Here is a 25,833-nt window from a genome sequence, read left to right on the forward strand (position 1 = left end):
CATGGTTGAACGACGCCCTATTCTTGATTTTTTCACGCATCTGACCCTGATTCTGGGTGTGATCGTGATCGCCCTGCCCCTGTACATCACCTTTGTGGCTTCCACCCAGACCAGCGCAGAAGTGGCCCGCGCGCCCATGTCGCTGTGGCCGGGCTCGCACATGGTGGAGAACTACATCACCGCCTTGCAGGGTACGGCTACCAACTCTCCGCCGGTGGGACGCATGTTGCTGGTCAGTATGGTGATGGCGCTGGGCATTGCGATTGGCAAGATCATTATTTCCATGCTCTCGGCCTTTGCCGTGGTGTATTTCCGCTTCCCTTTCCGCATGCTGTTTTTCTGGATGATTTTCATCACCCTGATGCTGCCGGTGGAAGTGCGCATCATGCCCACATACAAGGTCGTGGCGGACCTGCAGTTGCTTGACAGCTACGGGGGCCTGATCCTGCCCCTGATCGCCTCTGCAACCGCTACCTTCCTGTTTCGTCAGTTCTTTCTGACGGTACCCGATGAATTGATCGAGGCTGCCCGTATTGATGGCGCTGGCCCGATGCGGTTTTTTAAAGACGTTTTGCTGCCTTTGTCCAAGACCAGCATTGCCGCTCTGTTTGTGATTCAGTTTATCTACGGCTGGAACCAGTATTTGTGGCCGCTGATCATTACCACTAAAGAAGATATGTACCCGATCGTGGTCGGTATCCGCCGCATGATTTCCGGTGGTGACAGCGTGACCGAGTGGAACGTGGTGATGGCAACGGCCCTTTTGGCCATGATCCCGCCTGCCCTGGTGGTGATGCTGATGCAAAAGTGGTTCGTCAAAGGTCTCATCGACTCTGAAAAGTAATTCTCTACAGGCTTTATTGAATGGCTAGCTTACGATTTGAAGGCGTCAAGAAAACCTACCCGAACGGGACGGTCGTTATTCACGGCATTGATGTGGACGTGAAGGACGGTGAGTTCGTGGTGATTGTGGGCCCCTCTGGATGCGGTAAATCGACCTTGATGCGTATGGTGGCGGGTCTGGAATCCGTCACCGCGGGTCAGGTGCTGATTGACGGCAAAGTGGTCAATGATCTGGAACCGGCGGAACGCGATATTGCCATGGTGTTTCAGAACTATGCGCTCTACCCCCATATGTCGGTCTTTGACAATATGGCGTATGGCTTGAAGATCCGTAAGTTCTCCAAGGATGAGATCAAGCAAAGAGTCAATGCCGCCGCTGCGATTCTGGAATTGGGTGCCCTGCTGGAGCGTCGTCCTGGGCAACTGTCGGGTGGTCAGCGTCAGCGTGTTGCCATGGGCCGTGCGATTGTGCGTGAGCCCAAGGTGTTCTTGTTTGACGAGCCTCTGTCCAATCTGGATGCCAAGCTGCGGGTACAGATGCGTCTGGAAATTCAGAAACTGCATCGCCGCCTGAAAACCACCAGCCTGTACGTCACACACGATCAGATTGAAGCCATGACCTTGGCCGAGCGCATGATTGTGATGAATCAGGGCATGCCCGAGCAGATTGGCACACCGGCCGAGGTGTTCGAGAAGCCTGCTTCTGTCTTTGTGGCCACGTTCATCGGTTCACCGCCCATGAATTTGCTGCCTGTGCAGGTCGATGAGCAAGGCCAGATCAAGCAGGACAATGGTCAGCCTGTACAGTTTGGCCCAGAGATGGTGCCTGCTGCGGTACGTGGTCGCAAGGTGTTCCTGGGTATACGACCAGAGCACATCAAGCTGCATGTGCCCGGTGTGACCACGCAAGTGGAAATGGTGGAAATTCTGGGCTCCGAGCAGTTGCTTCATCTGGGTTGTGGCGATTACCGCATTATCGTGCGCTGCCCGATTGAGCAGACCCGTGAATACCCGATTCAAATTGGCGAGGCCATCCAGATCGGTTACATGCCGCCCCACCCTTTGCATTGGTTCGATCGTGATACGGGCTTGCGTATCGAAGCCTGAGCAAGGGCCCTGATTGGCGGACTTAACGCAAGAACTCCAGAATGATGTGCAAAAAAAAACCGGCCCGAAGGCCGGTTTTTTTACGAGCAAGAATCAGGGATTACTTGCCGTAGACGGTCTTGGAACCGTCAGCGTGCCAGCTGAAGACGTCAAATTTGAAGTCGTTCAGGTCGCCCTGCTTGTTCCAGCTGATTTGACCGATTGGCGTTTTCACGCTGTTGGCGTGCAGGTAGTCGGCCACTTTGACTGGATCGTCCTCGCCAGCGCCCTTGATGCCTTCGGCAATCGCAATCGTGGCTGCGTAAGCGGACAGCTGGAACGCGCCGCTAGGATCGCGCTTCTTGTCCTTGAAAGCCTGGACGATGGCCTGGTTGTCCGGATCTTGCGAGAAGTCCGCAGGCAAGGTCAGCAGCATGCCTTCAACGGCTTTGCCGGCAATCGCATTAATGTCAGGGTTACCCACGCCTTCTGGACCCATGAAATGGACTTTCACGCCTTGCTCAGCGGCTTGACGCAGCAGCAGGCCCATTTCAGGGTGGTAGCCACCAAAGTACACGAAGTCCACGCCGGTGGATTTCAGCTTGGTGATGACGGCGGAGTAATCGCTGTCGCCCGCGTTAATGCCTTCAAACAGGGCAACTTCGGTACCGGCTTTTTGCAGTTCGGAACGAACCGAAGCGGCAATACCTTGGCCGTAGGATTGTTTGTCGTGCAGGACGGCAACTTTAGTGGGCTTGATCTGTTCCAGAATGAACTTGGCAGCGGCTGGGCCTTGCTGATCGTCGCGACCGATGGTGCGCAGGATCATTTCGTAGCCTTTGCCGTCGGTAACAGCAGGTGCTGTTGCCGATGGAGTTACCATCAACACGCCTTCGTTGTTATAGATATCGGTGGCCGCGATGGTTGCACCCGAACAAACGTGACCGACAACATAGTGGATCTTGTCATTCACGATACGGTTGGCTGCGACGGGACCTTGCTTGGGTTCGCAAGCATCGTCAACAGTGACCAGTTCGAGCTGTTTGCCCAGAACGCCACCGGCAGCGTTGATCTGTTCGATGGCCGTATCGACGCCTTGTTTGACCATGTCACCGTATTGGGTAACCGAGCCTGTGAAAGGACCGGCCAGCGCGATACGGATGTTGTCAGCGTGAGCAGCACCGGACAAGAGCAGACCCGTTGCCAGGCTCATGGCCGCTGCAACAGGAGTGAAACGAATTTTCATAGAAAACACCTCCGTGAATATGCAGGAAAGCATACACCGATAACAGGGCTTTATGCCTGCCTTGGAGCCTAATTCAGGGTTTTCTATAGGAGGAACAAGAAGGGCCACCGTTTGGTGGCCCTTTTTTATCGCTATCTGAGGGCGATAAAGCCGGAATTACTGCAGCAGGCTGCGCAGCATCCATGCATTTTTCTCGTGCACGTCCAGGCGCTGGGTCAACAAGTCAGCGGTGGGCTGGTCGTCGGCCGAGTCGGCACGATCAAAAGCGGCACGCGCGGTACGAGCCAGGGCTTCGTTACCTTTGACCAGCAGTTCGATCATGGTGGTGGCATCAGGCACGGAAGCAGGCTGGGTGATGGAGGACAGCTTCTGGAATTCGGCGTAGGTGCCTGGGGCGTAGTGACCCAGGGCGCGGATACGCTCGGCGATGTCATCCAGGGCTTGCCACAGTTCGGTGTACTGCGTCATGAACAGCTCATGCAGTGTCTTGAACATGGGGCCGGTGACGTTCCAGTGGAAGTTGTGCGTCATCAGATACACGGTGTAGGAGTCGGCCAGTACCTTGGACAGCTCTTTCACCACAGCAGCACGGTCTGCCGTCGAAATGCCGATATCAATCTTTAGTGCGCTGCTGGCAGCGCTGGCAGGTGCAGCGGGCTTGGCGGCGGCAACAGGCTTGGTCGCGGCAGGCTTGCGGGCAGCGGCTGGTTTGGCAGCAGGCTTCGCAGCGGGTTTAGCAGCCGCCTTGGCGGGAGCTTTGGCTGCGGTGGCAGGCTTTTTGGCGACGGCCTTTTTAGCGGTCACTTTTTTGGCGGGGGCCTTGGCGGCTGCCGGTTTTGGTTCAGCCTTTACATCGGCTGCAACTGCGACCTTGGTATCAGTGTTCGGGGCTTCTTCGGCCTTGCTGACCTTGGCTGTTTTACTCACTGCTTTCACGGCTTTTGCCATAGTGGACTCCTGTTGAACAGAGGGCTAAATAGGTACTGAAGCAGAATAACACGCAGTAGGTGTGCGACTTACGCTAGTTCAGGATACGGGAAATTGCTGTTGTATTCGACTTTTAAGTAGTTGACCCCCGCCAAGCCACTTTCCATGATCCCACGGGTCAAGGCATCAATGGCGGAGATACGTGGAAAACTTTTGCGCCAGACCAAAGCAATGCGCCGATCTGGAATGGGCTTTTTGAAGGGGACATAGGCCAGCAGTTCATTGGCCTGGCCGGGGGCTGTCAGCGAGCTGGCAGGCAGCACTGTCAGACCGATGCCGGTGGCCACCATATGACGGATGGTTTCCAGCGAAGAGCCTTCAAAGGTACGCTGTATGCCTTCGCTGGACGCGGAAAAGCGCGACAGTTCCGGGCACACGTCCAGCACCTGATCGCGGAAACAATGACCGGCACCCAGCAGCAACATGGTCTGGTCTTTCAGCTGTTCAGGATCAATTTCCTTGCGCTTGGCCCAGGCATGTTCATGGGGCATGGCCACTACAAAAGGCTCGTCGTACAGCTCGCGGATGACCAGGCCGGTTTCGGGTAAAGGCAAGGCCACAATGGCGCAATCAATCTCACCTTGGCGCAACAGTTCCAGCAGGCGCACAGTAAAGTTTTCTTGCAATAAAAGTGGCATCTGCGGGGTCAGCTCGATCTGTTTGGGAACGAGCTTGGGCAGCAGGTACGGTGCCACCGTGTAAATAATGCCGACGCGCAAGGGACCAGCCAAAGGATCGTGACCCTGGCGGGCAATCTCACGCAGGTTGGCGCCCTCTTCCAGTACTTTCTGGGCCTGGGTGACAATGCGCAGTCCAATGGGGGTAATAGCCACTTCGGGCCCGCCACGCTCGAAGATGACCACGCCTAACTCGTCTTCCAACTTCTTGATGGCCACCGACAGGGTCGGTTGGCTCACAAAGCAGGCTTCGGCAGCACGGCCAAAATGACGCTCGCGTGCTACGGCAACGATGTACTTCAGCTCGGTCAATGTCATGACAATTCCTTGTGCAAAACAGCATTAAGACCTTGGGTTAACTACGGAGTAATTCTTCCCGGCCCTTCATCCAGCGCTGTAAATGGTGGTAAGCGTGGTCTGGATAATCACGGCGAAAGGTGCTGGCCAATGTTTGGGCCTGCTCGATCAAATCTTCATCGGACTCCAGGCTGGCAAAACGCAAGCCTGCCTGCCCGGATTGGCGCATGCCCATGAACTCGCCCGGGCCGCGTTGCTCCAGGTCGCGGCGGGCAATCTCAAAGCCATCAGTGGTTTCATACATGGCGCGCAAGCGCAGGCGGGCAATAGCTGACAGCGGTGCCTGATACAGCAAGACGCAGACGGACTGAATCTGCCCCCGCCCTACCCGGCCGCGCAACTGGTGCAGCTGGGCCAGGCCGAAGCGTTCGGCGTGTTCAATAATCATTAAAGAAGCATTGGGCACGTCTACGCCGACTTCAATCACGGTGGTTGCGACCAGCACGTCCAGATTGCCGCTGCGAAAGGCTTCCATGACCTCCGCCTTTTCCGTGGAGGACAGGCGGCCATGAATCAGGCCAACCCGCAAAGGGGCCAAGGCTTGCTCCAGAGCGGCATGGGTATCCACGGCGGTTTGCAATTGCAGTGCTTCGCTTTCTTCAACCAAGGGGCAGACCCAATAGGCTTGTCTGCCTTGGGCGACTTCGGCCCGGACTCGTGCCATGATTTCATCACGGCGATTATCCGCGGCCAGCTTGGTAATGATGGGACTGCGGCCTGGGGGCAGCTCGTCAATCGCGGAGACATCCAGATCGGCGAAAAAAGCCATGGCCAAGGTACGTGGGATGGGCGTGGCACTCATATTGAGTTGATGCGGCAAGTAGGCTTGCCCTTTCTTGTCCTGCGCATCCCCTTTGCGGTTCAGTTCCAGACGCTGGCCAACACCAAAGCGGTGTTGTTCATCCAGAATCACCAAGCCCAATTGCTGGAACTGCACATTGTCCTGAATCAGGGCCTGGGTGCCGATGGCCAGTCTGGCTTGTCCGGAGCTGATGGCTTCATAAGCCAGACGTTTGGCTTTGACGCCCAAACTGCCGCTTAACCAGGCCAGCTCGACGCCTAAAGGCTCCAGCCAGGCACGCATTTTCAGATAGTGCTGCTCGGCCAGAATTTCAGTCGGTGCCATCAAGGCTACTTGAAAACCGCTGGCAATTGCTTGCACAGCGGCAATGGCCGACACAATGGTTTTGCCGCTACCCACATCCCCCTGCAAGAGCCGATGCATGGGATATGAGCGCTTCATGTCCGCGCTGATTTCTTTGACGCAGCGTTTTTGAGCTGCCGTTAGTTTGAAGGGCAAAGAGGCCAGCAAGGCTTTGGCCAGATCACTATTGCCTTCACGCATGGGCTTGGCGCGCTGAGCCTGACGGGCGGCGCGAGCCTGGGCCAAGGACAATTGCTGAGCCAGCAATTCATCAAACTTGATGCGGCTCCAGGCCGGATGACCATGCTCGAACAAATCGTCATAGCTGAGTTCGGGCGGCGGGTAATGCAACAGCCGGATAGCCTCGTTAAAAGGCATCAAACCATATTCGGTACGCACTTCTTCAGGCAGGGTGTCGCGCAGATCCGCATTATTGAGTGCATCAGCAATGGCTTTGCGCAGCTGTACCTGGCTCAAGCCATCGGTAGTGGGATACACAGGGGTCAAGGCCTGGGCCAGCGGCTGGCCGGCTTTGGTGACCTTGGGATGCACCATTTCCAGGCCATGAAAGCCCTGACGCACTTCGCCGCGTACTCGCAGCGGCAAATCCCCTTGCAGCTGCTTGAGCTGGCTGGGATAAAAGTGCAGCCAGCGCAAAGCCAGCTCGCCACTTTCATCGGCAATACGTGCATGCAGCTGCGCACGGGGACGAGCCTGGACGTCTGTACTAAGGATGCGTCCTTCAATTTGCGCCATCTTGCCAGGGTAAAGATGAGCGATGGGCTCGACCTGAGTCTCGTCCTCGTAGCGCAAAGGAAGATGGACCACGAAGTCGGCAGGCTCTCGTAGGCCAAGCTTTTCAAACTTCTGGTCCAGACTGAGCGCTTTGCGTGGCGCAGCCCGTTTGGCCTGAGGCGCAGGCCGACCTGCGGTCATGGCAATACGTCTTTAGAAATTGAGGATAGCCTCGACCTCGAACTGAGCGCCTTTAGGCAAGCTGGCCACACCGATGGTGGAGCGTGCGGGAAAAGGCTGAGGAATCAGTTCGGCCATGATGGCATTGGCGCTGGCAAAACGGGACAGATCTGTCAAAAACAAGGTCAGTTTGACGATGTCGCCAAGATTGGCACCAGCTTCTTTGACCACAGCTTCCAGGTTGGCAAATGCCTGACGTACCTGACCTTCAAAATTTTCAGATACCAGTTCGCCCGTGGCAGGCTCCAGACCGATTTGGCCAGACAGAAATACTGTCTTGCTGCCCGAAGCGATAATGGCCTGAGAGTATGGGCCTACAGCTGCCGGAGCGGCATCGGTGAAGACAACTTGCTTAGTCATAAGAAACCTCTGATGAGTGTTGTACTATCAGAGTTTAAGCGCCTATAGCTAAAATTAACAGATCTTGGCGTGATTATTTTTCCACGAAAGCGCGTTCAATCACATAGTCACCGGGTTGACCCACACCAGGTGACACTTCAAAACCGCGCTTATCGAGCATGGCGCTGATATCGGCCAGCATGGCGGGACTGCCACACAGCATGGCGCGATCCTGAGCGGGGTCCAGTTGAGGAATGCCCAGGTCTTCGCACAGCTTACCGGTCTCGATCAGGTCGGTAATGCGGCCGGTATTGCGGAATTCTTCGCGGGTGACGGTGGGGTAATACAGCAGTTTTTCGCGCACCACTTCACCAAAGTATTCGTTCTGTGGCAATTCGTTCTGGATGAAATCCGAGTAGGCCAGTTCGCTGACGAAACGCACACCGTGTACCAGCACGACTTTTTCAAAGCGCTCGTAGGTGTCAGGGTCCTTGATGATGCTCATGAAAGGAGCCAGTCCGGTGCCGGTACCAAACAGGAACAGATTGCGGCCCGCGCGCAGGTCGTCAATCACCAGGGTGCCCACGGGTTTGCGGCTGACCAGAATGGTATCGCCCTCTTTCAGGTGTTGCAGGCGCGAAGTCAATGGACCGTCCTGCACCTTGATGCTGAGAAATTCCAGATTTTCTTCGTAGTTGGCGCTGGCAATACTGTAAGCGCGCATCAACGGCTTGCCATCGACTTCCAGACCGATCATTACAAAGTGCCCATTATGAAAACGCAGGGCGGCGTCGCGGGTGGTGGTAAATGAGAACAGAGTGTCATTCCAGTGGTGGACGCTAAGCACTTGTTCGGTATTGAAAGCTGCCATGGTAATTGTCGTCTCGTGGGGCAAAAGTGCCCGAATCAGTAAGCAAATATTTGACCATTGTACCGAGTTCCCCAGGTAAATCCATGCTCATTCAGCAATACGGTTTGATCGCAATCAGGACTTACCATTAAGTTTTGAAAGCCGCGATTTTCCTGGTTTGAAAGAGATTTCATCGTGAAAGATGAAGACTGAAGCGCCTGACAGCTAAATAGCTCTTGCCTAGTTTTTGCATACGTTTGATAATCATTCACATTTGCTGGCTTCTGGCCGGTTTTCACGCTATTTCCGCCTGTTTTGGAGTGTTGATAATGCGCTTTACTCTTCGTAGCCGTGCCCTGACCCAAGCTTTGCTTCTGTCCGCTATGGGCACTATGTCGATGGCGGCTTTTGCCTCCGGCGAAGTCAACCTCTACACCACACGCGAACCTGGCTTGATCACTCCCCTGCTGGAAACCTTCAGCAAGGACACGGGCGTGAAGGTCAATACCGTGTTTGTGAAAGACGGCCTGATCGAGCGTGTGAAAACAGAAGGCGACAAGTCGCCTGCCGACATTCTGATGACGGTGGATATCGGTAACCTGCTGGATCTGGTTGAAGCCGGTATTACCCAGCCTATTGAGTCCACCACCCTGGACGGCGCCATCCCCGCCAATCTGCGTGGTGCTGACAAACAGTGGTACTCCCTGTCCTTGCGGGATCGTGTGGCTTACGTTGCCAAGGACGTGGATGTGAAAAGCATTCACTACGAAGATTTCGCTGATCCAAAATGGAAAGGCAAAGTCTGCATCCGCTCCGGCCAGCATCCCTACAACACGGCCTTGGTTGCTGCCATGATTGCCCATAATGGTACGGAAGCGACCGAACAGTGGCTGCGTGGCGTGAAAGACAATCTGGGCCGCAAGGCAGCCGGTGGTGACCGCGACGTAGCCCGTGACATTCTGGGCGGTATTTGTGATGTGGGTATCGCCAACGCCTACTACGTAGGCCGCATGAAGAACGCCGAACCCGGTAGCGATGCTTACAAATGGGGTGAAGCCATCAATGTGGTGCGTCCCACCTTTGCCGACACCAAAGGCGGTGGCACACACGTGAATATCTCCGGTGCTGCGGTCGCCAAGCACTCCCCTAATAAAGACAATGCCGTCAAACTGCTGGAGTACCTGGTTTCCGAGAAAGCCCAGAGCCTGTACGCCAAGGCCAACTACGAATACCCCGTACGCGCCGGTGTTGAGCTGGACCCTGTGGTTGCCAGCTTCGGCCCCATGACGATTGATCCTTTGCCACTGACTGAAATCGCCAAACATCGCAAACAAGCCAGCGAGTTGGTAGATAAAGTTGGCTTCGACAACTAAAATCGCCCTACTCTTTTTCTACGACCGCCAGCTTTGAGAAATCAGAGCGGCGGTCGTCGCGCATTTAAGCGCCTGTAATACCTAGCCTTTCATAATGCCCTTTTTTCGTCGTCTGCCCCTTTGGTCCTTGGCTGCTGCTGTGATTGCCCTGATCGTGGCTGCGCCTGTTTTTACCTTGCTGACTCACGCCTTGGGCGGCTCGACCGAGCACTGGTCACATCTGTTCCAGTTTGTTCTGCCCCAAGCCATGAGCAATACCTTGCTGCTGCTCCTGGGGGTAGGCGTGGTCGTGAGCTGTTTGGGAGTCGGTTCAGCCTGGCTGATTACCGCCTACGAGTTTTCCGGACGACGAGTCTTGCAATGGGCTTTGTTGCTGCCCCTGGCGGTGCCGACATATATCGTGGCCTTTGCCTATCTGGACTTGCTGCATCCGATCGGTCCGATTCAGTCTGCCATCCGCTATGTATTGGGCTATAGCAGCCCGCGTGAGTTTCGTTTGCCGGATCTGCGCTCTTTGGGCGGGGCGATTTTCTTGTTGGGCTCGGTGCTCTACCCCTACGTTTATCTGAGTACGCGCGCCATGTTTGCCACGCAATCGGCCAGCCTGCTGGAGGCGGCCCGCATTATGGGTGAATCGGGTCGCAGCGTGTTTTTCCGTGTTGTGTTGCCCATGGCTCGCCCTGCAATTGCGGTCGGTGTCAGCTTGGCCTTGCTGGAAACCCTGAACGATATTGGTGCCTCCGAGTTCCTGGGCGTGCAGACCCTGACGGTGTCCATCTACACCACGTGGGTGACCCGCTCGGATTTGGCAGGTGCGGCGCAAATTGCCGTTTCCATGCTCTGTCTGGTGGCGGCGCTGATCAGCATCGAGCGCTATGGTCGCCGTCGCCAAGCCTATTCCAGTAATCAACGCTCTGAACCTATTCGGCCTACGCAACTGAAAGGCTCGGCCGCCTGTATTGCCATTGCTTTGGGCGTGGCGCCTGTGCTGGTGGGCTTTGTCGCCCCGTCTCTGTATTTGTTGAACGAGACGGTCAAGCATGTGAGCCTGGCAGGCGGTGTATCGGCACAATTGCTGAGCAGTGCCTGGAACACCTTATATATCGCTGCTCTGGCAACTATTGCGACGCTTTCTTGTGGTTTGATCGTGGCCTGGGCTGCTCGTACGGTACGTTCGGGGCGCAAGCCGCGTCTGGCCCGCTTTCTGGCTGGTGTCAGCAGTCTGGGTTATGCGATTCCGGGAACGGTGCTGGCGATTGGCCTGTTGACGCCCTTGGTCATGTTTGACTCCTTTTACAATCACCTCATGTCCTGGTTGGGTATCTCGGCGACGGGCCTGTTGTTGATGGGGTCCACGCTGGCCTTGGTCCTGGCCTATACCCTGCGTTTTTTGGCGATCTCGATCGGCGGTATTGAAGCTGGTCTGGCTCGTATTCCTGCTTCTTTGGAGCAGGCTTCCCGTTTATTGGGTGAAACCCCGGCAGGTACGCTCAAACGCGTGCACTTGCCCTTGTTGCGTCCCGCCATGGGCGCGGCTGCCCTGCTTATTTTTGTGGATGCCATGAAAGAGCTGCCCGCGACCTTGCTGCTGCGTCCGATGAACTTCGAGACCCTGGCAACCTGGCTGTACGCGGAAGCAGCTCGCGGGACGTATGAGGAAGGTGCAGTTGCTGCCCTGGCCATTGTGCTGGCCGGCCTGATTCCCGTTATTTTATTGGCACGTACTCAATTGATGGCCTCTGGCCCACGCGCATCATGAACGATTTTCTGGATTTGCAGGCGATTACCCTGTCTTACGAAACGTCCGAAGGCTTTCGACCAGTTGTTGACCAGCTCAGCCTGCATCTGCCCCAAGGAGAAATTGGCTGTCTGCTAGGCGCATCGGGCTGTGGCAAGACCACGGTTTTGCGAGCGATTGCCGGTTTCGAGCCCTTGCGTACCGGGCATATTCTGTTGAATGGCCGTGTCTTGTCGGCTGTTGCTCAGCAAGTGCCGCCGGAGGATCGTCATGTGGGCATGATGTTCCAGGATTACGCCCTCTTCCCTCACCTGACGGTAGAGAAGAACGTGGCCTTTGGTCTGCGTAAATGGGATAAAGCCCAGCGTCAGGCCCGAGTTCTGGAAATGCTGGAACTGGTGGATTTGCCGCGTCTGGCGCAGCGTTACCCGCATGAGTTGTCGGGCGGTCAGCAACAGCGTGTCGCCCTGGCACGGGCCTTGGCTCCCAAACCTTCCCTGTTGTTATTGGATGAGCCCTTTTCCAATCTGGATGTGGATACCCGCGAACGTCTGGCCTTCGAGGTGCGCGATATCCTGCAAAGCGCAGGCATTACCGCGATTCTGGTCACGCATAATCAGGCTGAAGCCTTTGCCATTGCCGATCGCATTGGCGTGATGCAGGCTGGCAAGATCATTCAGTGGGACACACCCTACAGCTTGCACCACCGCCCGGTGAATGATTTTGTGGCGGACTTTATCCGTCGCGAAGCCATCATGGCGCAGCGGGCCCAAGCCTTTTTGCGAGGCGAGCCCGCTGAACTGTAAGCAGTACCCAGCCATCTCTGGCAGACTGGGGCTGTGCGCGTATGGCTTCTGGTCTTGTGTACTGCTAAGCGCTTAGCAAGGATGGCTTGATCATCATCCAGACAGCCATCGCAACCATCATCAGGTTTTCAGTGAGCGATACAAAGCCCAGGGGCACCTTGCTGTCGCCACCCACGCAAGCGCATTTCAGTTCGCGCTTGTCGATATAGACCGCCTTGAACACTGACCAGGCACCTATGCCGCCAATAAATAAAGCAATGGGCACAGACAGCCACATCATGGCGCCGGCCAGCATCAATACACCGGCCAACGCTTCGCCGAAGGGATACAGATAGGCATAACGCACCCAGCGCTGGGCCAACAGATCGTAGTTCAGAAACATGGTGGCAAAGCCGTCTACATCCTTGAGTTTTTGAACGGCCAGCAAACACATGGCAATGGCAATAAACCACTCCACCGTCTGCAGCAGCACGATTTGCCCGAAGGCCGCCCATGAAACGGCCAATGCCATCAAGGCAGCCATCACAAACAAGGGGATGACGGGCGTGTAGCTGACGGCATCCTTGTCCTTGACTGTCCCGCCGAAATATTCGACCAGTTCGTCATAGCCCCCTATGCGCTTCCCATCGATAAAGGTTTGGGGGGTAGTGCTGACATGATGCTCAGCCTTGAACGCATCAATCTCTTCGCGATTCCTTAGCCAGTGATCCTCCAGCTCGTAGCCTTTGCGTTTGAGCAGTGCGCGAGCCTTCAGTCCGAAGGGGCAGATATGTTCTGCAGTCACCATGCGGTAAAGCTCGGCGCGTTTGGCGGCGTGTGTAGCCATATGCGACTCCTTTGACGTGATGCTGTTTGTCGGAAGCCCTCCCCTGACGCTCATGCAAGCGTTTACCTGACACCCTAAACCAGGTGCCAGGGAGTATGCGTAAGCAGGTGTAGAGATTTAGTAGTGTTAGTGATCAATTGTTCGCATTTGATCGTCACTCATGCAGGGCTTGGCGGCGGCCCCTCGCATTAAAACGGGCAAGGCAAGCGCGACCAGGGCAGTCAGTAGCAGCAAGACATTCAGCGTTGATAGGGACATGTCCAGCGTACCGAGAAGCAGGGAGGGAACCGCCAAGGCAATAAAGCTGCCTATATGGTTGCTCGTGGTCTGCAAAGCCATGAAACGGCCCCGCTGAGCTTGAGTGGGATAGCTGGCGCTGCAAGTGCTGGCGCACACCAGACGGGTGTAACTGCCAATCATGAACAGGGTCATGAATCCGTAGGCGGTCCCCCACCCCAGGGCCAGCATGGCCAAGGACAAGAGCAAGATCAGCGTGCCCAGATCCGATACCAAGGTCTCCCCCCATTTCTTGATGCCCGTGGCAGACAGGCGTGAGGCCACCAAGGCAGCGACCCCACCCAACATGAATATCGCTGGCATCTGCTGCAATTGAGTGCCATAACGTAGTGCCAGAATGGGGATCAGGACCGGGATCAGTAACAGTGAGCCTGCCTGTGCGATAGCCGGCAGGCTTAGCCAGCGCCAGGCCTCTTTACCCAGAGGCAGCTGTGATGCTTGAGCAGCAAGGGGCTGGCTGGAGGGTAGATAGCGACAGGCAATGGCAGCGGCAAACAGGCAAAGCCCAGCCAGAACCATCAAGGCGATACGCCAACCCAGCTCCACCGCGATGAACAAGGTGGCGGGCATGCCGATAATGCTGACCAAGGCAAAGGCGCTGACCACAATGGCAATCGCGTCGGTCCGTTGCTCCGCATTCATGCCGTTCAGCAGCAAGGTCAGGGCGGCGCTCATCAAGAAACCACCTAACAAACCGGCCCCAAAACGCAGCAAGATAAACAGACCAAACTCTGAGCTGACGGCTCCCAAAGCGGTCAATACAGCCAAAAGAATCAGCGCCAGCAGCAATAAAGGCTTGAGAGTGGCTCGGTGCATCCAGCGAGCGGCCAAGATACCCGATAAAGCGGCGGCGCCCATATAAGCGGAGGCGGCATAACCGGCATAAGTAGCTGGAACAGTAAAGTCCATCGCCATCCAGACGAACAAAGGCGTTAAGGCCATGAACTCCAGAGCATGAACAAACTGGATGAAAGAGACGGCACGGGCACGAAGCCGGGGGTGAAACACTTCAGAATCAGACATGGCGAGACGTATAAAGAGAGAAGGCTCCAGCCTAATTCTTCGTGGTTTTGATAAGTAGTCTCTATAATTTGAATATCAAATTATCAAAACCGGGATAATCCTATGACTTCCCAGCTGAATCTGAATGCCTTGCGGGTTTTTGTCCAAGTCGCTGAAAGCGGTAGTTTTACGGCCGCAGCCCAGGCACTGGATTTGCCAACCTCCAATGTCAGCCGCTATGTGGCGCAACTCGAGCGGCAGATTGGTCAGCGTTTACTGGAACGTAGTTCCCGGCAGTTGCGCTTGACCAGTGTGGGCCAAGGCCTGTTCGATACGGTTCAGCCCTGGTGGGGAGCATTAAAACAAGCCGAGCAGGATTTGCTGGATCAGCGTACCCGTTTGTCGGGACGCTTGCGGATTTGCATCCCCTCCGAGGTAGGGCCGTTTTTATTGGCGGGGATTTTGGCGGATTTTGCGGCGCAACATCCGGAGCTGGAGCTGCACTGTCAGACCAATCTGGAAGGTCCAGGGGTACTGGCGCAGGATTTTGATCTGGCTTTGCTGATGTGTCGGGGGGCTTTGCCGGACAGCAGCCTGGTGGTGCAGGAGTTGTGTTCTTTTGATTGTCAGGTCGTCGCCGCGCCTGCTTTGATCCAGCAATACGGTATGCCCACCAGCCTGGAAGAGTTGGAGCACTTGCCCTGCATTACGACTGATACGGCTTTGGATGGCCAGGCCTGGCAGTTTGTCTTACCCGATGGTCGCTTTCAAATTCTGAATGTTCCCAGCCGTTTTCGTGTGAATAGCGGCTTGCTGGCAGGAGCTGGTGCCGTCAAAGGGCTGGGTTTTGCAATGCTGGCGCAGCAAGGGTGTGAAAAAGAGATCAAACAAGGGCGCCTGGTTTCCGTTCCCCTGCCCTTGCCTCCTGCCCCTTTGCGTCTGGTACTGGCGTATACACATAGACGGCATTTGTCGAACTCGGCGCGTGCCTTGATTGAGTATCTTAAGGCGCAAGACGATATTTCCGCTTTGCCTGGCTTAAGTGAGCAGTAGACCCTATCAAGCGATGACAGCCGCTTTGACCATATCAATATGAGCAATGCCGTCCTCGTCGTAGATCTCGCCCACAGGTTCAAAACCTAAAGAACCGTAGAATTTCTGTAAATGCGCTTGTGCGCCAATGCGTATGCCTGCGCCAGGATAGTGGGTTTCTGTAAAGCGAATGGCTTCAGCCACCAGTGCATAGCCAATTTTCAGGCTGCGGAACTTGGCTAGGGTCAGGACACGGCCAATGGAAGGCTCCTCATACTTCAAGCCAGGCTCCACAACGCGGGCATAGGCAGCCAGTTCGCCGTCTTTGAGCACGGACAAATGCCAGGAATCCAGATCCAGGCCGTCAACTTCCTGGTAGGCGCAAGCCTGCTCCACGACAAACACGGCCTCGCGAGCCTGGATGATTGTGTACATTTCCCGCGTGGACAGATCGTCCAGCCGTTTCCATTGAAAATCCAGGTCCATCTCTGCTTCCATGACGATAGTGATTTATAGACTGCGTATGGTAATCGTCTGAACGGAGAATAAAAAGAGCGGCCCGAAAGCCGCTCTTTTTGATCGTGCTGGCCAACGCCAGCGCCTTCGATCTTACAGGCTGTAGTACATGTCGAATTCGACCGGATGCGGCACCATGCGCAGACGGGTGATTTCGGCTTGTTTCAGCTCGATGAAGGCGTCCAGCATTTCATTGCTGAACACACCGCCACGGGTCAGGAATTCGCGATCTTTGTCCAGGGACTCGATCGCTTGTTCCAGTGACACACAAACGGTTGGGATTTTTGCATCTTCTTCGGGGGGCAGATCGTACAAGTTCTTGTCGGCTGCATCGCCGGGGTGAATCTTGTTCTGCACACCGTCCAGACCGGCCATCATCAAGGCCGAGAAAGCCAGGTATGGGTTGGCCATTGGATCGGGGAAGCGGGCTTCCACACGTCGTGCCTTGGGGTTGCTGACGTAAGGAATGCGGATCGAGGCCGAACGGTTACGGGCGGAGTACGCCAGTTTGACCGGAGCTTCAAAGTGCGGCACCAGACGCTTGTAGGAATTGGTCGTGGGGTTGGTGATGGCGTTCAGGGCACGGGCGTGCTTGATGATGCCGCCAATGTAGAACAACGCGAACTCGGACAGACCGGCGTATTCGTTACCGGCAAACAAGTTCTGGCCGTCTTTCCAGATAGACTGATGCACGTGCATGCCGGAACCGTTGTCACCAACGACGGGTTTGGGCATGAAGGTGGCTGTTTTGCCATAAACATGCGCCACGTTGTGGACGGTGTATTTCAGGATTTGGTTCCAGTCGGCACGCTCGACCAGAGTCGAGAAGCGCGTGCCGATTTCCAGTTGACCGGGGGCCGCCACTTCGTGGTGATGGATTTCAACAGGAACGCCCTGCTGTTCCAGCAACAAACACATTTCGGAGCGCAAGTCGGCAAACGAATCCGTGGGCGAAACAGGAACGTAACCGCCTTTGACACCAGGACGGTGTCCCAGGTTGTTGCCATTGAGTTCCAGACCGCGCGACCAGGGGGCTTCTTCGGAACGAATCTTCACGAAGCTGCCCGACATGTCGTCGTTCCAGGTAATACCGTCGAACACGAAGAATTCTGGCTCGGGACCAAAGTACGCGGTATCGCCCAAACCGCTGGAGCGCAGGTAGGCTTCAGCACGCTTGGCCAGCGAACGTGGATCGCGGTCGTAACCCTTCAGATCGGAGGGCTCGACCACATCGCAGGTCAGAATCAGGGTGGGCTCTTCACGGAACGGGTCCATACGGGCGGTTCTGGCGTCCGGGATGAGCAACATGTCCGAGGCTTCAATTCCTTTCCAGCCAGGCAAGGAAGAGCCGTCAAAAGCGACACCAGACTCGAAGCGATCCTCGTCCACCGCGTGTGCGGGGGTGGTCAAGTGGTGCTCGCGGCCCAGAGTATCGGTAAAGCGGAAATCGACAAACGTGATTTCGCGTTCGGCAATGATCTTCAGAACATCTTCGGGGGAGGACATGATTACTCCAGCGTCAATGACGTTAACAAAAAGTGAGGAGGAGTGGCGCGGATCATTGTGTAACCCACTAAGGCAGGTCTTCAACACGCTTATCAAAATCGGGGCTGAATTGATGCAAACAGACCGGCATCGATAAATTCGTTATGGCATAGGACTTACCAGAAATTAATTGTAGAGCAATTGTGCAGATGCACAATAAAAAATGTCTTAAATAAACAATTAAATGTCAGGAAGCTTCATCAGGCAGGAATGCTTCCTGTAAATCATTTAAGAATCGCCAGCCTAAATCCGTGGTGCGAATACGAACTGGATCGGACGCCAGCAAACCTTTCTCGATATTGCGCTTGATCACGGGCAGGATGTGAGCAAGGGGCACACCCGTGCGTTCCTGGAAGTACTGGGCGGGTACGCCCTCTTTCAGACGCAGCACATTCAGCATGAACTCAAAAGGCAGTTCTTTCGGCATGACGCGGGCATTGTGTGCATAGTGGCTGCCGTCGCGCTTGATGGCGTTCTGCATCCATTGCGCCGGGCTGCGCGTGGTGGCGGTACGGATAATGCGGTCGTGAAAGGACAGTTTGCCGTGGGCACCCGGGCCTATACCGATATAGTCGCCAAATTCCCAATAATTCAGATTGTGGCGGCTATGGCCACCCCGTTTGCTGTAGGCTGAGATCTCGTACTGGTTCCAGCCACGGCTGGCAGTCAGCTCGATCAGGCGGTCCTGCATGGCAGCGCTGTCGTCGTCATCAGGCAAGACTGGCGGATACTTGGCAAAGACCGTGTTGGGTTCCAGCGTCAAATGGTAGAGCGACAAGTGCTCGGGCTCATAAGACATGGCCTGCAAAATGTCCTGCTCGGATTGTGCTGGGGTCTGGCCTGGCAAGGCATACATGACGTCCAGGTTCACGCGGTCTACGGCCTTCATGGCGGCTTCAACGGCCTGCTGCGCTTGCTGGCTGTCGTGAATGCGGCCCAGCGCTTTCAGGGCTTCGTCGTTAAAGCTCTGGATACCCAGGGAAATCCGGTTCACGCCACTTTGCGCAAAATCCATGAAGCGCGAGGCTTCCGAGGCTCCGGGATTGGCTTCCAGGGTGATTTCCGCATCAGGCAACAGGTTCAGATGGGAGCGCAGCAAGGCCAGCATGCGGTCCAGCGCCTGGGCCGACAGCAGGCTGGGCGTGCCGCCACCGATAAAAACGGAAATTACCTGCCTGCCCCAGACCAGCGGCAGGGTTTGTTCCAGATCGGCCTGCAAGGCGTCCAGATATTCGTTTTCGGGCAGTTCAGCGGGTGCTTCGTGTGAGTTGAAGTCACAGTACGGGCATTTGCGTACGCACCAGGGCACGTGCACGTAGACGGACAAGGGCGGCAGGCTGGGCAGCAGAGTGGCAGGTCCAGAGCCAGGCCGGATGCGCACTTCAGGAGAGAAAACAGTCATGTTTTTACTCGGCGGCCAGGCGGGCCAACAAGGCTTGCATGGCTTGTGCCCGGTGGCTGTATTTGTTCTTCACTTCCGGCGAGAGCTGTGCCGCGGTTTGCTTGAACTCGGGCAGATAAAAGTGGGGGTCGTAGCCAAAGCCGTGCTCGCCAGCAGGCTGATCCTGAATTTCCCCTTCCCAGACGCCTTCAATCACGATGGGCCGTGGGTCCTGGGCATGGCGCACATACACCAGAACGGCCACATAACAGGCGCGGCGGTCGCTTTGTCCTTGCAGACGCTGGACCAGCAAGGCGTTATTGGCAGAGTCGGACTTTTCACCGCCCAGTTCGCGGGCAGCAAAGCGCGCGGAGTAGACGCCGGGGGCTTCGTCCAGGGCGCGCACACAGAGGCCGGAGTCATCGGCCAAGGCGGGCAGGCCGCTTAACTGGCTGGCATGACGGGCCTTGGCCAGCGCATTCTCGATAAAAGTGGCAAAGGGTTCCTCAGCCTCGGGAATGTTCAATTGGCCTTGAGGAACCATGCTGATACCGGCCTGGGCCAGGATGGCGGAAAACTCCTTGAGCTTGCCGGCATTGTTGGAGGCCAGCACGACACGCTTGGATTCAGTGTTCATAAGTCGCAGCAGGCGGCAAAGCGCCCTGTTCAGTAAAAATGGCAAGGCGCCGTGCCAGGCAGTGTGTGCTGCATGGGACGGCGTCCCAATAGCGGTTTGTCCCGCTGCCTGGCGGTGTCGCGCAGGGAGCAGGACAGACCCGTTGCATCGTGATCAGCCCTGCAAGGCTTGTTTCTGGGCTTGCATCAGCTCGGCAATGCCCTGCTCGGCCAGATCCAGCAAGCGGTTCAAGGTGGGGCGCGCAAAGGTCTGGCCTTCGGCCGTGCCCTGCACTTCCACCAGATTACCGCTGCCTGTCATGACGATATTCATGTCCACACCGCAGGCGGAGTCTTCCAGATAGTCCAGATCCAGCACGGGGTTGGATTCGAAGACACCGACCGAGACGGCCGCCAGTTGATCCAGAATGGGCGAGGCTTGCAGCTTGCCCTGCTCTTGCAGGCTGCGTACGGCCAGGCTGGCTGCAACCCAGGCGCCCGTGATGCTGGCGCAGCGGGTGCCGCCGTCGGCTTGCAGCACGTCGCAGTCAATGTGAATGGTGCGCTCACCCAGGGCTTTCAGATCGAAGACAGCGCGCAGGCTGCGGCCGATCAGGCGCTGGATTTCCTGGGTACGGCCATTTTGCTTGCCACGGGCGGCTTCACGGTCCGAGCGCGTGTGCGTGGAGCGAGGCAGCATGCCGTATTCCGCCGTGACCCAGCCCTGCTCCTTGCCTTTCAGAAAGGGAGGGACTTTGTCGAGCACGCTGGCATTGCACAGAACATGGGTTTCACCCAGACGGATCAGTACCGAGCCCTCGGCGTGACGGGTAAACCCGGTCACCAGTTCGATAGGACGGCATTGTGCAGCAGATCGACCCGAGGGGCGTGCAATCGTAGCGTTTTCAGACAAGGCTAGGCTCCGGACAAAATTCAAAACGCCTATTGTACGCCTTGCGGGACGGGCCGTAGCGCAACCCCCATGTCCATCCACTTATCGGCCTGGCAGGTGAAAAGCAGGATCTGATGGCGTTGGGCAGCGTCGTGAATAATGCGCTTCATGGCTCCCAGGCGATCGTTGTCACTGTGGACCAGCACGTCATCCAGAATCAGCAAGGTAGGACGGCCTGCCTGTTGCAGCAAATCCGCATAGGCCAGACGGGCAATCAGGCCGATTTGCTCGCGTGCGCCAAAGCTCAGGCCATCAATATCGTCGGCCAGCCCTTGCCCGCTATCGCGCTGCAGCCAGCGTGGGGCCAGATACTCGTCCAGCTCCACCCGTGCCTTGCCCAGAAGCAGGCGCAGATAGTGATTGATGTGCTTTTGTAGAGGCTCGTGCAATTGTTGGGTCAAGGCGTTGCGCTGTTCTCGCAGGACAGACAACAAAAGGCGCAGGGCTGCGACACGGCGCTCGTAAGTGGCACAACGGCGCTGGCAGTCGTGCAGACGTAGCGAGGTCTGGTCGATTTGCTCTTCCAGGCCTTGCGCACCGTGGGTTTCCAGCTTGGTTTGCACCAGTTGGGCGGCCAGACGGGCCTCGTTATAGCTTTGCTCCTGCTGCTGGGCGCTGCGCTCCAGACGCTCCAGGTCCTGCTCAAGAACCGAGACGGGCAAGGCGGCCAGTTCGGCTTCCAACGCCTTTTGATCGGCCAGTTGCTGCTCGCGTTGCAGGCGCAGTTGTCCCCATTGCTGCTCGCGCTCCTGCTGTGCTTGCTGGCGTTGTGGGTCAGCCCATTGTTGTTCCAGGCTATTGGCTTCGGCCTGGGCCTGCTCAAGACGGGCCTGAGTGCGGGCAACAGCTTCGCGGGCATCATGCCAGTCGCTTTCCAGCGCACGGTACTGCTGCTCGGCCATGGTGGCGGCTTGGGCGATACGGCCCAGTTCCGAGGTCTCGATGGCCTCGCCTTGCGGGCGTTGCGGGGCGATGCGTTGTTGAGCCGCCTGAACCAGACCTTGCAAGTGTGCTTTGCCTTGCGGGGCCAGCGCTTTCATGGAGTTGCGTAACAGTCGGTCTTGTTGTTCTTGTTCCCGATATTGCTCGCGGCGGCGCTCCAGCTCTTCCAGGCTTTTCCCGGCCAGTTGGCCAAGCGTCTGTACGTATTCTTGCTGGGTTTGCGCCAATTGTTGCTGCACTTTACCCAGATCGCGACCACCGGGAATGATGCGTAGCTGGCCCATTCCAGGCAGCTCAATCAAAGTGCTGCCGCTAAGGTGGGCGCGATGCTGACCTTGAATGGATTCGCCGTCCAGCAACAGGCTGGCTCCATCTTGCAGTTCGATCTGCAATTCGGTGGAAATCGTCTCCAGTTGGTGCTGCAAGCGCTGAATAAGCTGGTGTTGCTGGCGTAACTGATCCAGTGCCTCGTCACTGATTTTCAACTGCACCAAGGCGGCACCGCATTGTGCCAGCTGGCTTTCCAGCTTGCCCAGCTCTTCCAACTGCCCTTGCACCTGTTGCAATTGCTGTTGCGTGCCTTCAAAGCTGGCTTGATCCTGAAACCATTGTTGCCAGGTGCGAGCGCGTTCCTGTTCCTGCTGGCTGGCGTCTTTATGGCTGCGGGCCTGCTCCAGACGTTGATTCAGGCTATTGAGTGTGCCCTGCTCTTGCTCCAGCTTGGCGACCAAGGACTTCACCTGTGCTGCACGTTGGCTGCGTTGGTTGGCCCATTCCTGGTCGCGTTCCCCGGCCTGCTGATAGAGCTTTTCACGCTCTGCCAGCATGGTCAGTGCTTGTTGCAGTTCCTTGGCCCGTTCCTGTAATTGGCGGGCTTGAAGCAACTGCACTTGTACTTGTTTGGCCTGCTCGCGCAGTTGTTCCCAAGGACGGTTAGCCTCGGCGTGGGCAATTTGCTTGCGGGCCTGCGCCAGTTCGTCCACCCATTGCTGATACTGCTGCAAGGCAGACTGCTGGCTCTGTAACTGCTCTTCCAGCTCCTTGGCTTCTTTCTGCGCTGCCAGCCAGACGCCGCGAGGCTGTCCTTGAGCCTGAGTCACATATTGGTCCAGCTGTTGCTGGGCCTGTTCGATCAGATAATCTCCGTCTGCACTGGTCAGATCAGCAATTTCACTACCCAATGCCTGCTGCAAGGTGCCGCTGGCGTGTTCGACCGAGCTGCGCAGGTCCTGGCCCTGCCCTTGCTCAATCCACAACAGGCCCGGCACGCCCCAGTTACGGGCCTGGCTGCTGCCTTTGGCGGCGTACTCAAAACCCATTTGCTGGGCCAGATATTGCTCGGCCTCGTCATTGTCCAGGTGCTGATTGCCTATATACAGATCGCAGCGTTTGCGCTTCAGGAAACGCTTGCTCAGGCGCATGTCCTGGCCGTTCAGGCTGAAATCCAGCTCGATTTCCGGCGCGGCCGAGGAGTCGCCCCAAGGCAGGATTTTTGTCAGGCTGCCCGTGCCATAGCGCTCGAAAAACACCGTGCGCAAGGCTTCGGCCAAGGTACTTTTACCGGCCTCGTTAGGGGCGCTGATGATATTCAGGCCCGGTTCCAGCTTGTCCAGTGAGACGGGCTGGCGAAAGCGCTTGAATTGCTCTACGCGCAGGGACTTAATGTGCATGACCACCTTCCTTATCGCGCAGCAAACCGGCCAGAATCAACAAGGCATCTTCAGCGGCTTGCTGCTGGCTGCCGTGACGCAGCTCCTGCAGTTGTTTCAGGGCAGCTTGCAGATAACCATCAGCGTGCAAGGCGTCCAGATCTTCTTCAGAAGGCGCCAGACGCAAGGCCTCGCGCTGGCAATCCCAGGCGCGGCAACGGCCTTGGGCCTGTCCCAGAATGCTCTCCAGACGCTCAAAACCGCTCAGGCTCAGTTGGCCAGACAGCTCCAGCTCCACCACGCTTTGATCGGTCAAGGCATTCAATTCCCGCTCCAGCAGGTCCAGCTCCGTGTCGTCATTCAACTGGTGTTGGATGCTGCGCCAAGGGTGCTGTGCAACCGGCAAGGCTTGAACCACGGGCGTTGCGCCCGGTTCGCTGATTTCCACCAGCAAGGCCTGGCCGGAGTCGTTATCCCGAAAGCGGTCCGGCTCGGGTGTGCCGCTGTAGTAACAGCGGTCGTTGATTTTGACGGTGCCGTGCCAGTCGCCCAGCGCCAGATAGTCCAGTTTGGCGCGCTGTACGCGGTTCTGATCAATCAGGTTATGGCTATCCAGATGCTCCAGCAGTCCGCTGACGCTGCCGTGTGCCAAACCCAAACGCCAGTAGCCCGCCGGGCTTTCGGCCTGATCGAACCAGTCGCTCAAGTCCTGATAGGTCTGGCGTTGCGTCAAAGGCGCAGGCAGGACCGCAAGTTTCAGGCTATCCAGCAGAAAAAGCTCCGGTGTATCAAGCACATGCACGTAATCGGGAATGCAGTTCAAGCGACGCGCGCGTGTCCAGACGCTTTCGCTCAAGGCCGCGTCATGGTTGCCAGGCAGGAGCAGCCAGGGTCCGGTAAAACCCGCCATGGCATTGAAACTGCGGCGCAGATTGCGGTCGCTCAGGGTCTGCGAATCAAAGACATCGCCTGCTACTACCAACAAATCGGCATGATGCTCTGTAGCCAGCGCGGCCAGCTTCTCGATAGCCTTGAAACGCGCCTCAGCCAGCGCGGCCGCGTCCTCCAGCTCGAAACGCGAGTACTGGCGACCTATTTGCCAATCGGCTGTATGCAGGATTCGTAGCATGACTGCCCTTAGTGATAAAAAAAATCGGCCCTTGGAGGCCTTGAATACCTGAAGTATAGAGCTTTGTCGCGGCAAGAGGAGCGGCCAAAGCCGGGACCTGAGAGTACAATTGGCGGCTTTATTCCATTCTTAAAGTGACCCACCCATGATCCGTAGCATGACCGCGTTTGGCAGCGCCAAGGCCGAGTCCGAAGCAGGCACCATCAATATCGAGATGCGCAGCGTCAACAACCGCTTTCTGGACCTGAATCTGCGTTTGCCCGAGGAACTGCGCTTTGCGGAGAATCTGCTGCGCGAGCTGGCCGCCCAGGGCGTACAGCGCGGCAAGCTGGAATTGCGGGTCAACTTTGCCCGTAGCGGCACGGACCAGCAACGCAGCCTGGATATGGAAGCGGTGGAGCGCACGGCGCAGATGCTGCAAGTGGCACGCGTCGCCATTCCTGACCTGCCTGCGCCGGAGCTGCATACCTTGCTGAGTAATCAAAGCGGCAATAATTCGGGCATGGACCCCGAGGTCTGGCTTCCTATGATCAGCCAGGCTTTCGAGGCGGCCTTGCAAGATTTTCAGGCGACCCGAGAGCGCGAAGGCCAGCGTCTGGCACAAGCCATGCTGGATATTCGCCAGGACATGAGCGCCATTGTGGACGAGGTCGAGCAGCACCTGCCCTCGATCCTGACGGAACAAAAGAACAAGATTGCCACCCGCTTGCATGACGCCTTGCTGCAAGCCAGCCCGGACGGTTTTGCCCTGATTTCGGGCGAAGAGCTGTCTGCCCGCGTCGCCCAGGAAGCGGCTGTTTTTTCCCTGCGTATTGATGTGGCTGAGGAACTCGCTCGCCTGCGTTCGCATTTGACCGAGCTGGAGCTGATTCTGAACGGCGATACCAGTGTGGCGTCCAACAAGAAAAGCACCCGCCAAGGCAGTACCGGCAAGCGTTTGGACTTCCTGTTCCAAGAGATGAACCGTGAGGCCAATACCCTGGGTTCCAAGGCAGGCAGCATGGACATGACGCGTGCCTCTATCGACCTGAAGCTGTGTATTGAGCAGCTGCGCGAACAGACCCAAAACATCGAGTAAAACCAGCCAGCAGCGTATTTTTTGTCTGCCAGCTGTTTGTTTCTTCAGTTGCTGTGTGCTTAAACCGCCGTAAACCCCAGGTTTTATGCGGTTTTTTCAAGAAAACCGTCTTGCTCAGGCCAGGCGGTTTTTTTGTGGGCTTTTTCTGAACAGCCCTAAACTCTCTGCTGCTGTTTTTTTTGAAAGTGGTCTAGTAAAGCCAGGAATAAATACAGACACTTTATAAGCTGCCTTAATATATAAAAATAAAATAGCGATTTTTAAAACAAAAAAATAAAACAAAAATAAGAAATGGTTTTTATAAATAATGAATCCGCTTTTAAAAGTTTAAAAACGAATCGCTGGTTTTAAATAAATCCATACTTAATTATCTATCTACTAATTAGGCGGCTTGCCAGTTTTGTCCTGGGATTTTCTTGACAAGGCCATGTGAAACGTCATCTTTTTG

Annotated in this window: 22 protein-coding genes; 7 read left to right on the top strand and 15 right to left on the bottom strand. The window is 56.3% G+C overall.

The window, feature by feature from the left end; genetic code table 11:
- The first annotated feature begins 1 nt into the window (after position 1).
- Both ugpE and Q9R35_RS04855 read left to right on the top strand, forming a co-directional pair.
- Positions 2-844, top strand: coding sequence for a sn-glycerol-3-phosphate ABC transporter permease UgpE (gene ugpE / locus Q9R35_RS04850; RefSeq protein ID WP_063690234.1), 843 nt, complete (start codon positions 2-4; stop codon positions 842-844).
- Positions 845-864: 20 nt separating this feature from the next.
- Positions 865-1,950 carry a sn-glycerol-3-phosphate import ATP-binding protein UgpC gene (locus Q9R35_RS04855; RefSeq protein WP_042480606.1) on the top strand — a complete coding sequence of 362 codons (1,086 nt, stop codon included), beginning with the start codon at positions 865-867 and terminating at the stop codon, positions 1,948-1,950.
- 100 nt (positions 1,951-2,050) lie between these two features.
- On the opposite strand, the gene Q9R35_RS04860 is transcribed toward Q9R35_RS04855, so the two are convergent.
- The 6 genes from Q9R35_RS04860 to Q9R35_RS04885 form a co-directional block, all read right to left on the bottom strand.
- Positions 2,051-3,175 carry a branched-chain amino acid ABC transporter substrate-binding protein gene (locus Q9R35_RS04860; RefSeq protein WP_026482583.1) on the bottom strand — a complete coding sequence of 375 codons (1,125 nt, stop codon included), beginning with the start codon at positions 3,173-3,175 and terminating at the stop codon, positions 2,051-2,053.
- Between the two features lie 156 nt (positions 3,176-3,331).
- The gene (locus Q9R35_RS04865; RefSeq protein ID WP_042482117.1) at positions 3,332-3,793 is read right to left on the bottom strand and encodes a Dps family protein; all 462 of its coding nucleotides are present in this window, start codon (positions 3,791-3,793) and stop codon (positions 3,332-3,334) included.
- A 398-nt stretch (positions 3,794-4,191) separates the two neighbouring features.
- Positions 4,192-5,157 carry a LysR substrate-binding domain-containing protein gene (locus Q9R35_RS04870; protein ID WP_042480603.1) on the bottom strand — a complete coding sequence of 322 codons (966 nt, stop codon included), beginning with the start codon at positions 5,155-5,157 and terminating at the stop codon, positions 4,192-4,194.
- A gap of 37 nt (positions 5,158-5,194) precedes the next feature.
- A complete protein-coding gene (recG, locus tag Q9R35_RS04875; RefSeq protein ID WP_311219436.1) occupies positions 5,195-7,276 on the bottom strand; it encodes an ATP-dependent DNA helicase RecG in 2,082 nt (693 codons plus the stop codon).
- A 12-nt stretch (positions 7,277-7,288) separates the two neighbouring features.
- Positions 7,289-7,675 carry a Rid family detoxifying hydrolase gene (locus Q9R35_RS04880; RefSeq protein WP_252605020.1) on the bottom strand — a complete coding sequence of 129 codons (387 nt, stop codon included), beginning with the start codon at positions 7,673-7,675 and terminating at the stop codon, positions 7,289-7,291.
- Between the two features lie 73 nt (positions 7,676-7,748).
- Complete coding sequence (locus Q9R35_RS04885; RefSeq protein ID WP_042480593.1) at positions 7,749-8,525, bottom strand: ferredoxin--NADP reductase; 777 nt, start codon at positions 8,523-8,525, stop codon at positions 7,749-7,751.
- A gap of 308 nt (positions 8,526-8,833) precedes the next feature.
- Here Q9R35_RS04885 and Q9R35_RS04890 point away from each other — a divergent pair, with 308 nt between their 5' ends.
- The 3 genes from Q9R35_RS04890 (at position 8,834) to Q9R35_RS04900 (ending at position 12,421) form a co-directional block, all read left to right on the top strand.
- The gene (locus tag Q9R35_RS04890; protein ID WP_125304473.1) at positions 8,834-9,877 is read left to right on the top strand and encodes a Fe(3+) ABC transporter substrate-binding protein; all 1,044 of its coding nucleotides are present in this window, start codon (positions 8,834-8,836) and stop codon (positions 9,875-9,877) included.
- 94 nt (positions 9,878-9,971) lie between these two features.
- A complete protein-coding gene (locus tag Q9R35_RS04895) occupies positions 9,972-11,636 on the top strand; it encodes an iron ABC transporter permease (RefSeq protein ID WP_311219437.1) in 1,665 nt (554 codons plus the stop codon).
- Positions 11,633-12,421 (top strand): ABC transporter ATP-binding protein, encoded by a 789-nt coding sequence (locus Q9R35_RS04900; protein WP_252605017.1) that lies wholly within the window; start codon positions 11,633-11,635, stop codon positions 12,419-12,421. Before Q9R35_RS04895 ends, Q9R35_RS04900 begins: the two co-directional genes overlap by 4 nt.
- A 64-nt stretch (positions 12,422-12,485) precedes the next feature.
- Here Q9R35_RS04900 and Q9R35_RS04905 read toward each other — a convergent pair whose 3' ends face one another.
- Positions 12,486-13,247: a MauE/DoxX family redox-associated membrane protein gene (locus tag Q9R35_RS04905; RefSeq protein WP_311219438.1), complete on the bottom strand. Its 762-nt coding sequence runs from the start codon at positions 13,245-13,247 to the stop codon at positions 12,486-12,488.
- Between the two features lie 126 nt (positions 13,248-13,373).
- The gene (locus tag Q9R35_RS04910; RefSeq protein ID WP_311219439.1) at positions 13,374-14,567 is read right to left on the bottom strand and encodes an MFS transporter; all 1,194 of its coding nucleotides are present in this window, start codon (positions 14,565-14,567) and stop codon (positions 13,374-13,376) included.
- Between the two features lie 102 nt (positions 14,568-14,669).
- Between Q9R35_RS04910 and Q9R35_RS04915 the strand changes: the two genes are divergently transcribed.
- On the top strand, positions 14,670-15,599 hold the full coding sequence (locus Q9R35_RS04915) for a LysR family transcriptional regulator (RefSeq protein WP_042480577.1): 930 nt from the start codon (positions 14,670-14,672) through the stop codon (positions 15,597-15,599).
- A gap of 6 nt (positions 15,600-15,605) precedes the next feature.
- On the opposite strand, the gene Q9R35_RS04920 is transcribed toward Q9R35_RS04915, so the two are convergent.
- From Q9R35_RS04920 to Q9R35_RS04950, 7 genes are all read right to left on the bottom strand, one after another.
- Positions 15,606-16,064, bottom strand: a complete 459-nt coding sequence (locus Q9R35_RS04920) for a GNAT family N-acetyltransferase (protein ID WP_042480573.1) — start codon at positions 16,062-16,064, stop codon at positions 15,606-15,608.
- Positions 16,065-16,187: 123 nt separating this feature from the next.
- Complete coding sequence (gene glnA, locus Q9R35_RS04925) at positions 16,188-17,600, bottom strand: type I glutamate--ammonia ligase (RefSeq protein ID WP_042480569.1); 1,413 nt, start codon at positions 17,598-17,600, stop codon at positions 16,188-16,190.
- A 226-nt stretch (positions 17,601-17,826) separates the two neighbouring features.
- The gene (gene hemW / locus Q9R35_RS04930; protein ID WP_063690203.1) at positions 17,827-19,041 is read right to left on the bottom strand and encodes a radical SAM family heme chaperone HemW; all 1,215 of its coding nucleotides are present in this window, start codon (positions 19,039-19,041) and stop codon (positions 17,827-17,829) included.
- A 4-nt stretch (positions 19,042-19,045) separates the two neighbouring features.
- On the bottom strand, positions 19,046-19,657 hold the full coding sequence (gene rdgB, locus Q9R35_RS04935) for an RdgB/HAM1 family non-canonical purine NTP pyrophosphatase (protein WP_042480563.1): 612 nt from the start codon (positions 19,655-19,657) through the stop codon (positions 19,046-19,048).
- Between the two features lie 153 nt (positions 19,658-19,810).
- Positions 19,811-20,548, bottom strand: coding sequence for a ribonuclease PH (rph, locus tag Q9R35_RS04940; protein WP_026482596.1), 738 nt, complete (start codon positions 20,546-20,548; stop codon positions 19,811-19,813).
- A 29-nt stretch (positions 20,549-20,577) separates the two neighbouring features.
- Entirely contained in the window at positions 20,578-23,199 is a 2,622-nt protein-coding gene (locus tag Q9R35_RS04945; RefSeq protein WP_311219440.1) for an AAA family ATPase, read from the bottom strand.
- Positions 23,189-24,307: a DNA repair exonuclease gene (locus tag Q9R35_RS04950; RefSeq protein WP_311219441.1), complete on the bottom strand. Its 1,119-nt coding sequence runs from the start codon at positions 24,305-24,307 to the stop codon at positions 23,189-23,191. The genes Q9R35_RS04945 and Q9R35_RS04950 overlap by 11 nt, the downstream gene beginning before the upstream one ends.
- A 145-nt stretch (positions 24,308-24,452) precedes the next feature.
- On the opposite strand from Q9R35_RS04950, the gene Q9R35_RS04955 reads away from it, so the two are divergent.
- Positions 24,453-25,385: a YicC/YloC family endoribonuclease gene (locus Q9R35_RS04955; protein WP_063690191.1), complete on the top strand. Its 933-nt coding sequence runs from the start codon at positions 24,453-24,455 to the stop codon at positions 25,383-25,385.
- The last annotated feature ends 448 nt before the right edge of the window (positions 25,386-25,833 follow it).

This window comes from Alcaligenes sp. AB3 (genome assembly GCF_031844565.1).
GTDB lineage: Bacteria > Pseudomonadota > Gammaproteobacteria > Burkholderiales > Burkholderiaceae_B > Alcaligenes > Alcaligenes faecalis.

Bases quoted from the DNA above. Each gene is read 5' to 3' on its own strand.
- Q9R35_RS04920 (WP_042480573.1), bottom strand. From the start codon at position 16,064: ATGGACCTGGATTTTCAATGGAAACGGCTGGACGATCTGTCCACGCGG.
- Q9R35_RS04955 (WP_063690191.1), top strand. From the start codon at position 24,453: ATGATCCGTAGCATGACCGCGTTTGGCAGCGCCAAGGCCGAGTCCGAA.
- glnA (WP_042480569.1), bottom strand. From the start codon at position 17,600: ATGTCCTCCCCCGAAGATGTTCTGAAGATCATTGCCGAACGCGAAATC.
- Q9R35_RS04870 (WP_042480603.1), bottom strand. From the start codon at position 5,157: ATGACATTGACCGAGCTGAAGTACATCGTTGCCGTAGCACGCGAGCGT.
- Q9R35_RS04860 (WP_026482583.1), bottom strand. From the start codon at position 3,175: ATGAAAATTCGTTTCACTCCTGTTGCAGCGGCCATGAGCCTGGCAACG.
- Q9R35_RS04855 (WP_042480606.1), top strand. From the start codon at position 865: ATGGCTAGCTTACGATTTGAAGGCGTCAAGAAAACCTACCCGAACGGG.
- Q9R35_RS04950 (WP_311219441.1), bottom strand. From the start codon at position 24,307: ATGCTACGAATCCTGCATACAGCCGATTGGCAAATAGGTCGCCAGTAC.
- recG (WP_311219436.1), bottom strand. From the start codon at position 7,276: ATGACCGCAGGTCGGCCTGCGCCTCAGGCCAAACGGGCTGCGCCACGC.
- Q9R35_RS04915 (WP_042480577.1), top strand. From the start codon at position 14,670: ATGACTTCCCAGCTGAATCTGAATGCCTTGCGGGTTTTTGTCCAAGTC.
- hemW (WP_063690203.1), bottom strand. From the start codon at position 19,041: ATGACTGTTTTCTCTCCTGAAGTGCGCATCCGGCCTGGCTCTGGACCT.
- ugpE (WP_063690234.1), top strand. From the start codon at position 2: ATGGTTGAACGACGCCCTATTCTTGATTTTTTCACGCATCTGACCCTG.
- Q9R35_RS04890 (WP_125304473.1), top strand. From the start codon at position 8,834: ATGCGCTTTACTCTTCGTAGCCGTGCCCTGACCCAAGCTTTGCTTCTG.
- Q9R35_RS04910 (WP_311219439.1), bottom strand. From the start codon at position 14,567: ATGTCTGATTCTGAAGTGTTTCACCCCCGGCTTCGTGCCCGTGCCGTC.
- rdgB (WP_042480563.1), bottom strand. From the start codon at position 19,657: ATGAACACTGAATCCAAGCGTGTCGTGCTGGCCTCCAACAATGCCGGC.
- Q9R35_RS04885 (WP_042480593.1), bottom strand. From the start codon at position 8,525: ATGGCAGCTTTCAATACCGAACAAGTGCTTAGCGTCCACCACTGGAAT.
- Q9R35_RS04900 (WP_252605017.1), top strand. From the start codon at position 11,633: ATGAACGATTTTCTGGATTTGCAGGCGATTACCCTGTCTTACGAAACG.
- Q9R35_RS04945 (WP_311219440.1), bottom strand. From the start codon at position 23,199: ATGCACATTAAGTCCCTGCGCGTAGAGCAATTCAAGCGCTTTCGCCAG.
- Q9R35_RS04905 (WP_311219438.1), bottom strand. From the start codon at position 13,247: ATGGCTACACACGCCGCCAAACGCGCCGAGCTTTACCGCATGGTGACT.
- Q9R35_RS04895 (WP_311219437.1), top strand. From the start codon at position 9,972: ATGCCCTTTTTTCGTCGTCTGCCCCTTTGGTCCTTGGCTGCTGCTGTG.
- Q9R35_RS04880 (WP_252605020.1), bottom strand. From the start codon at position 7,675: ATGACTAAGCAAGTTGTCTTCACCGATGCCGCTCCGGCAGCTGTAGGC.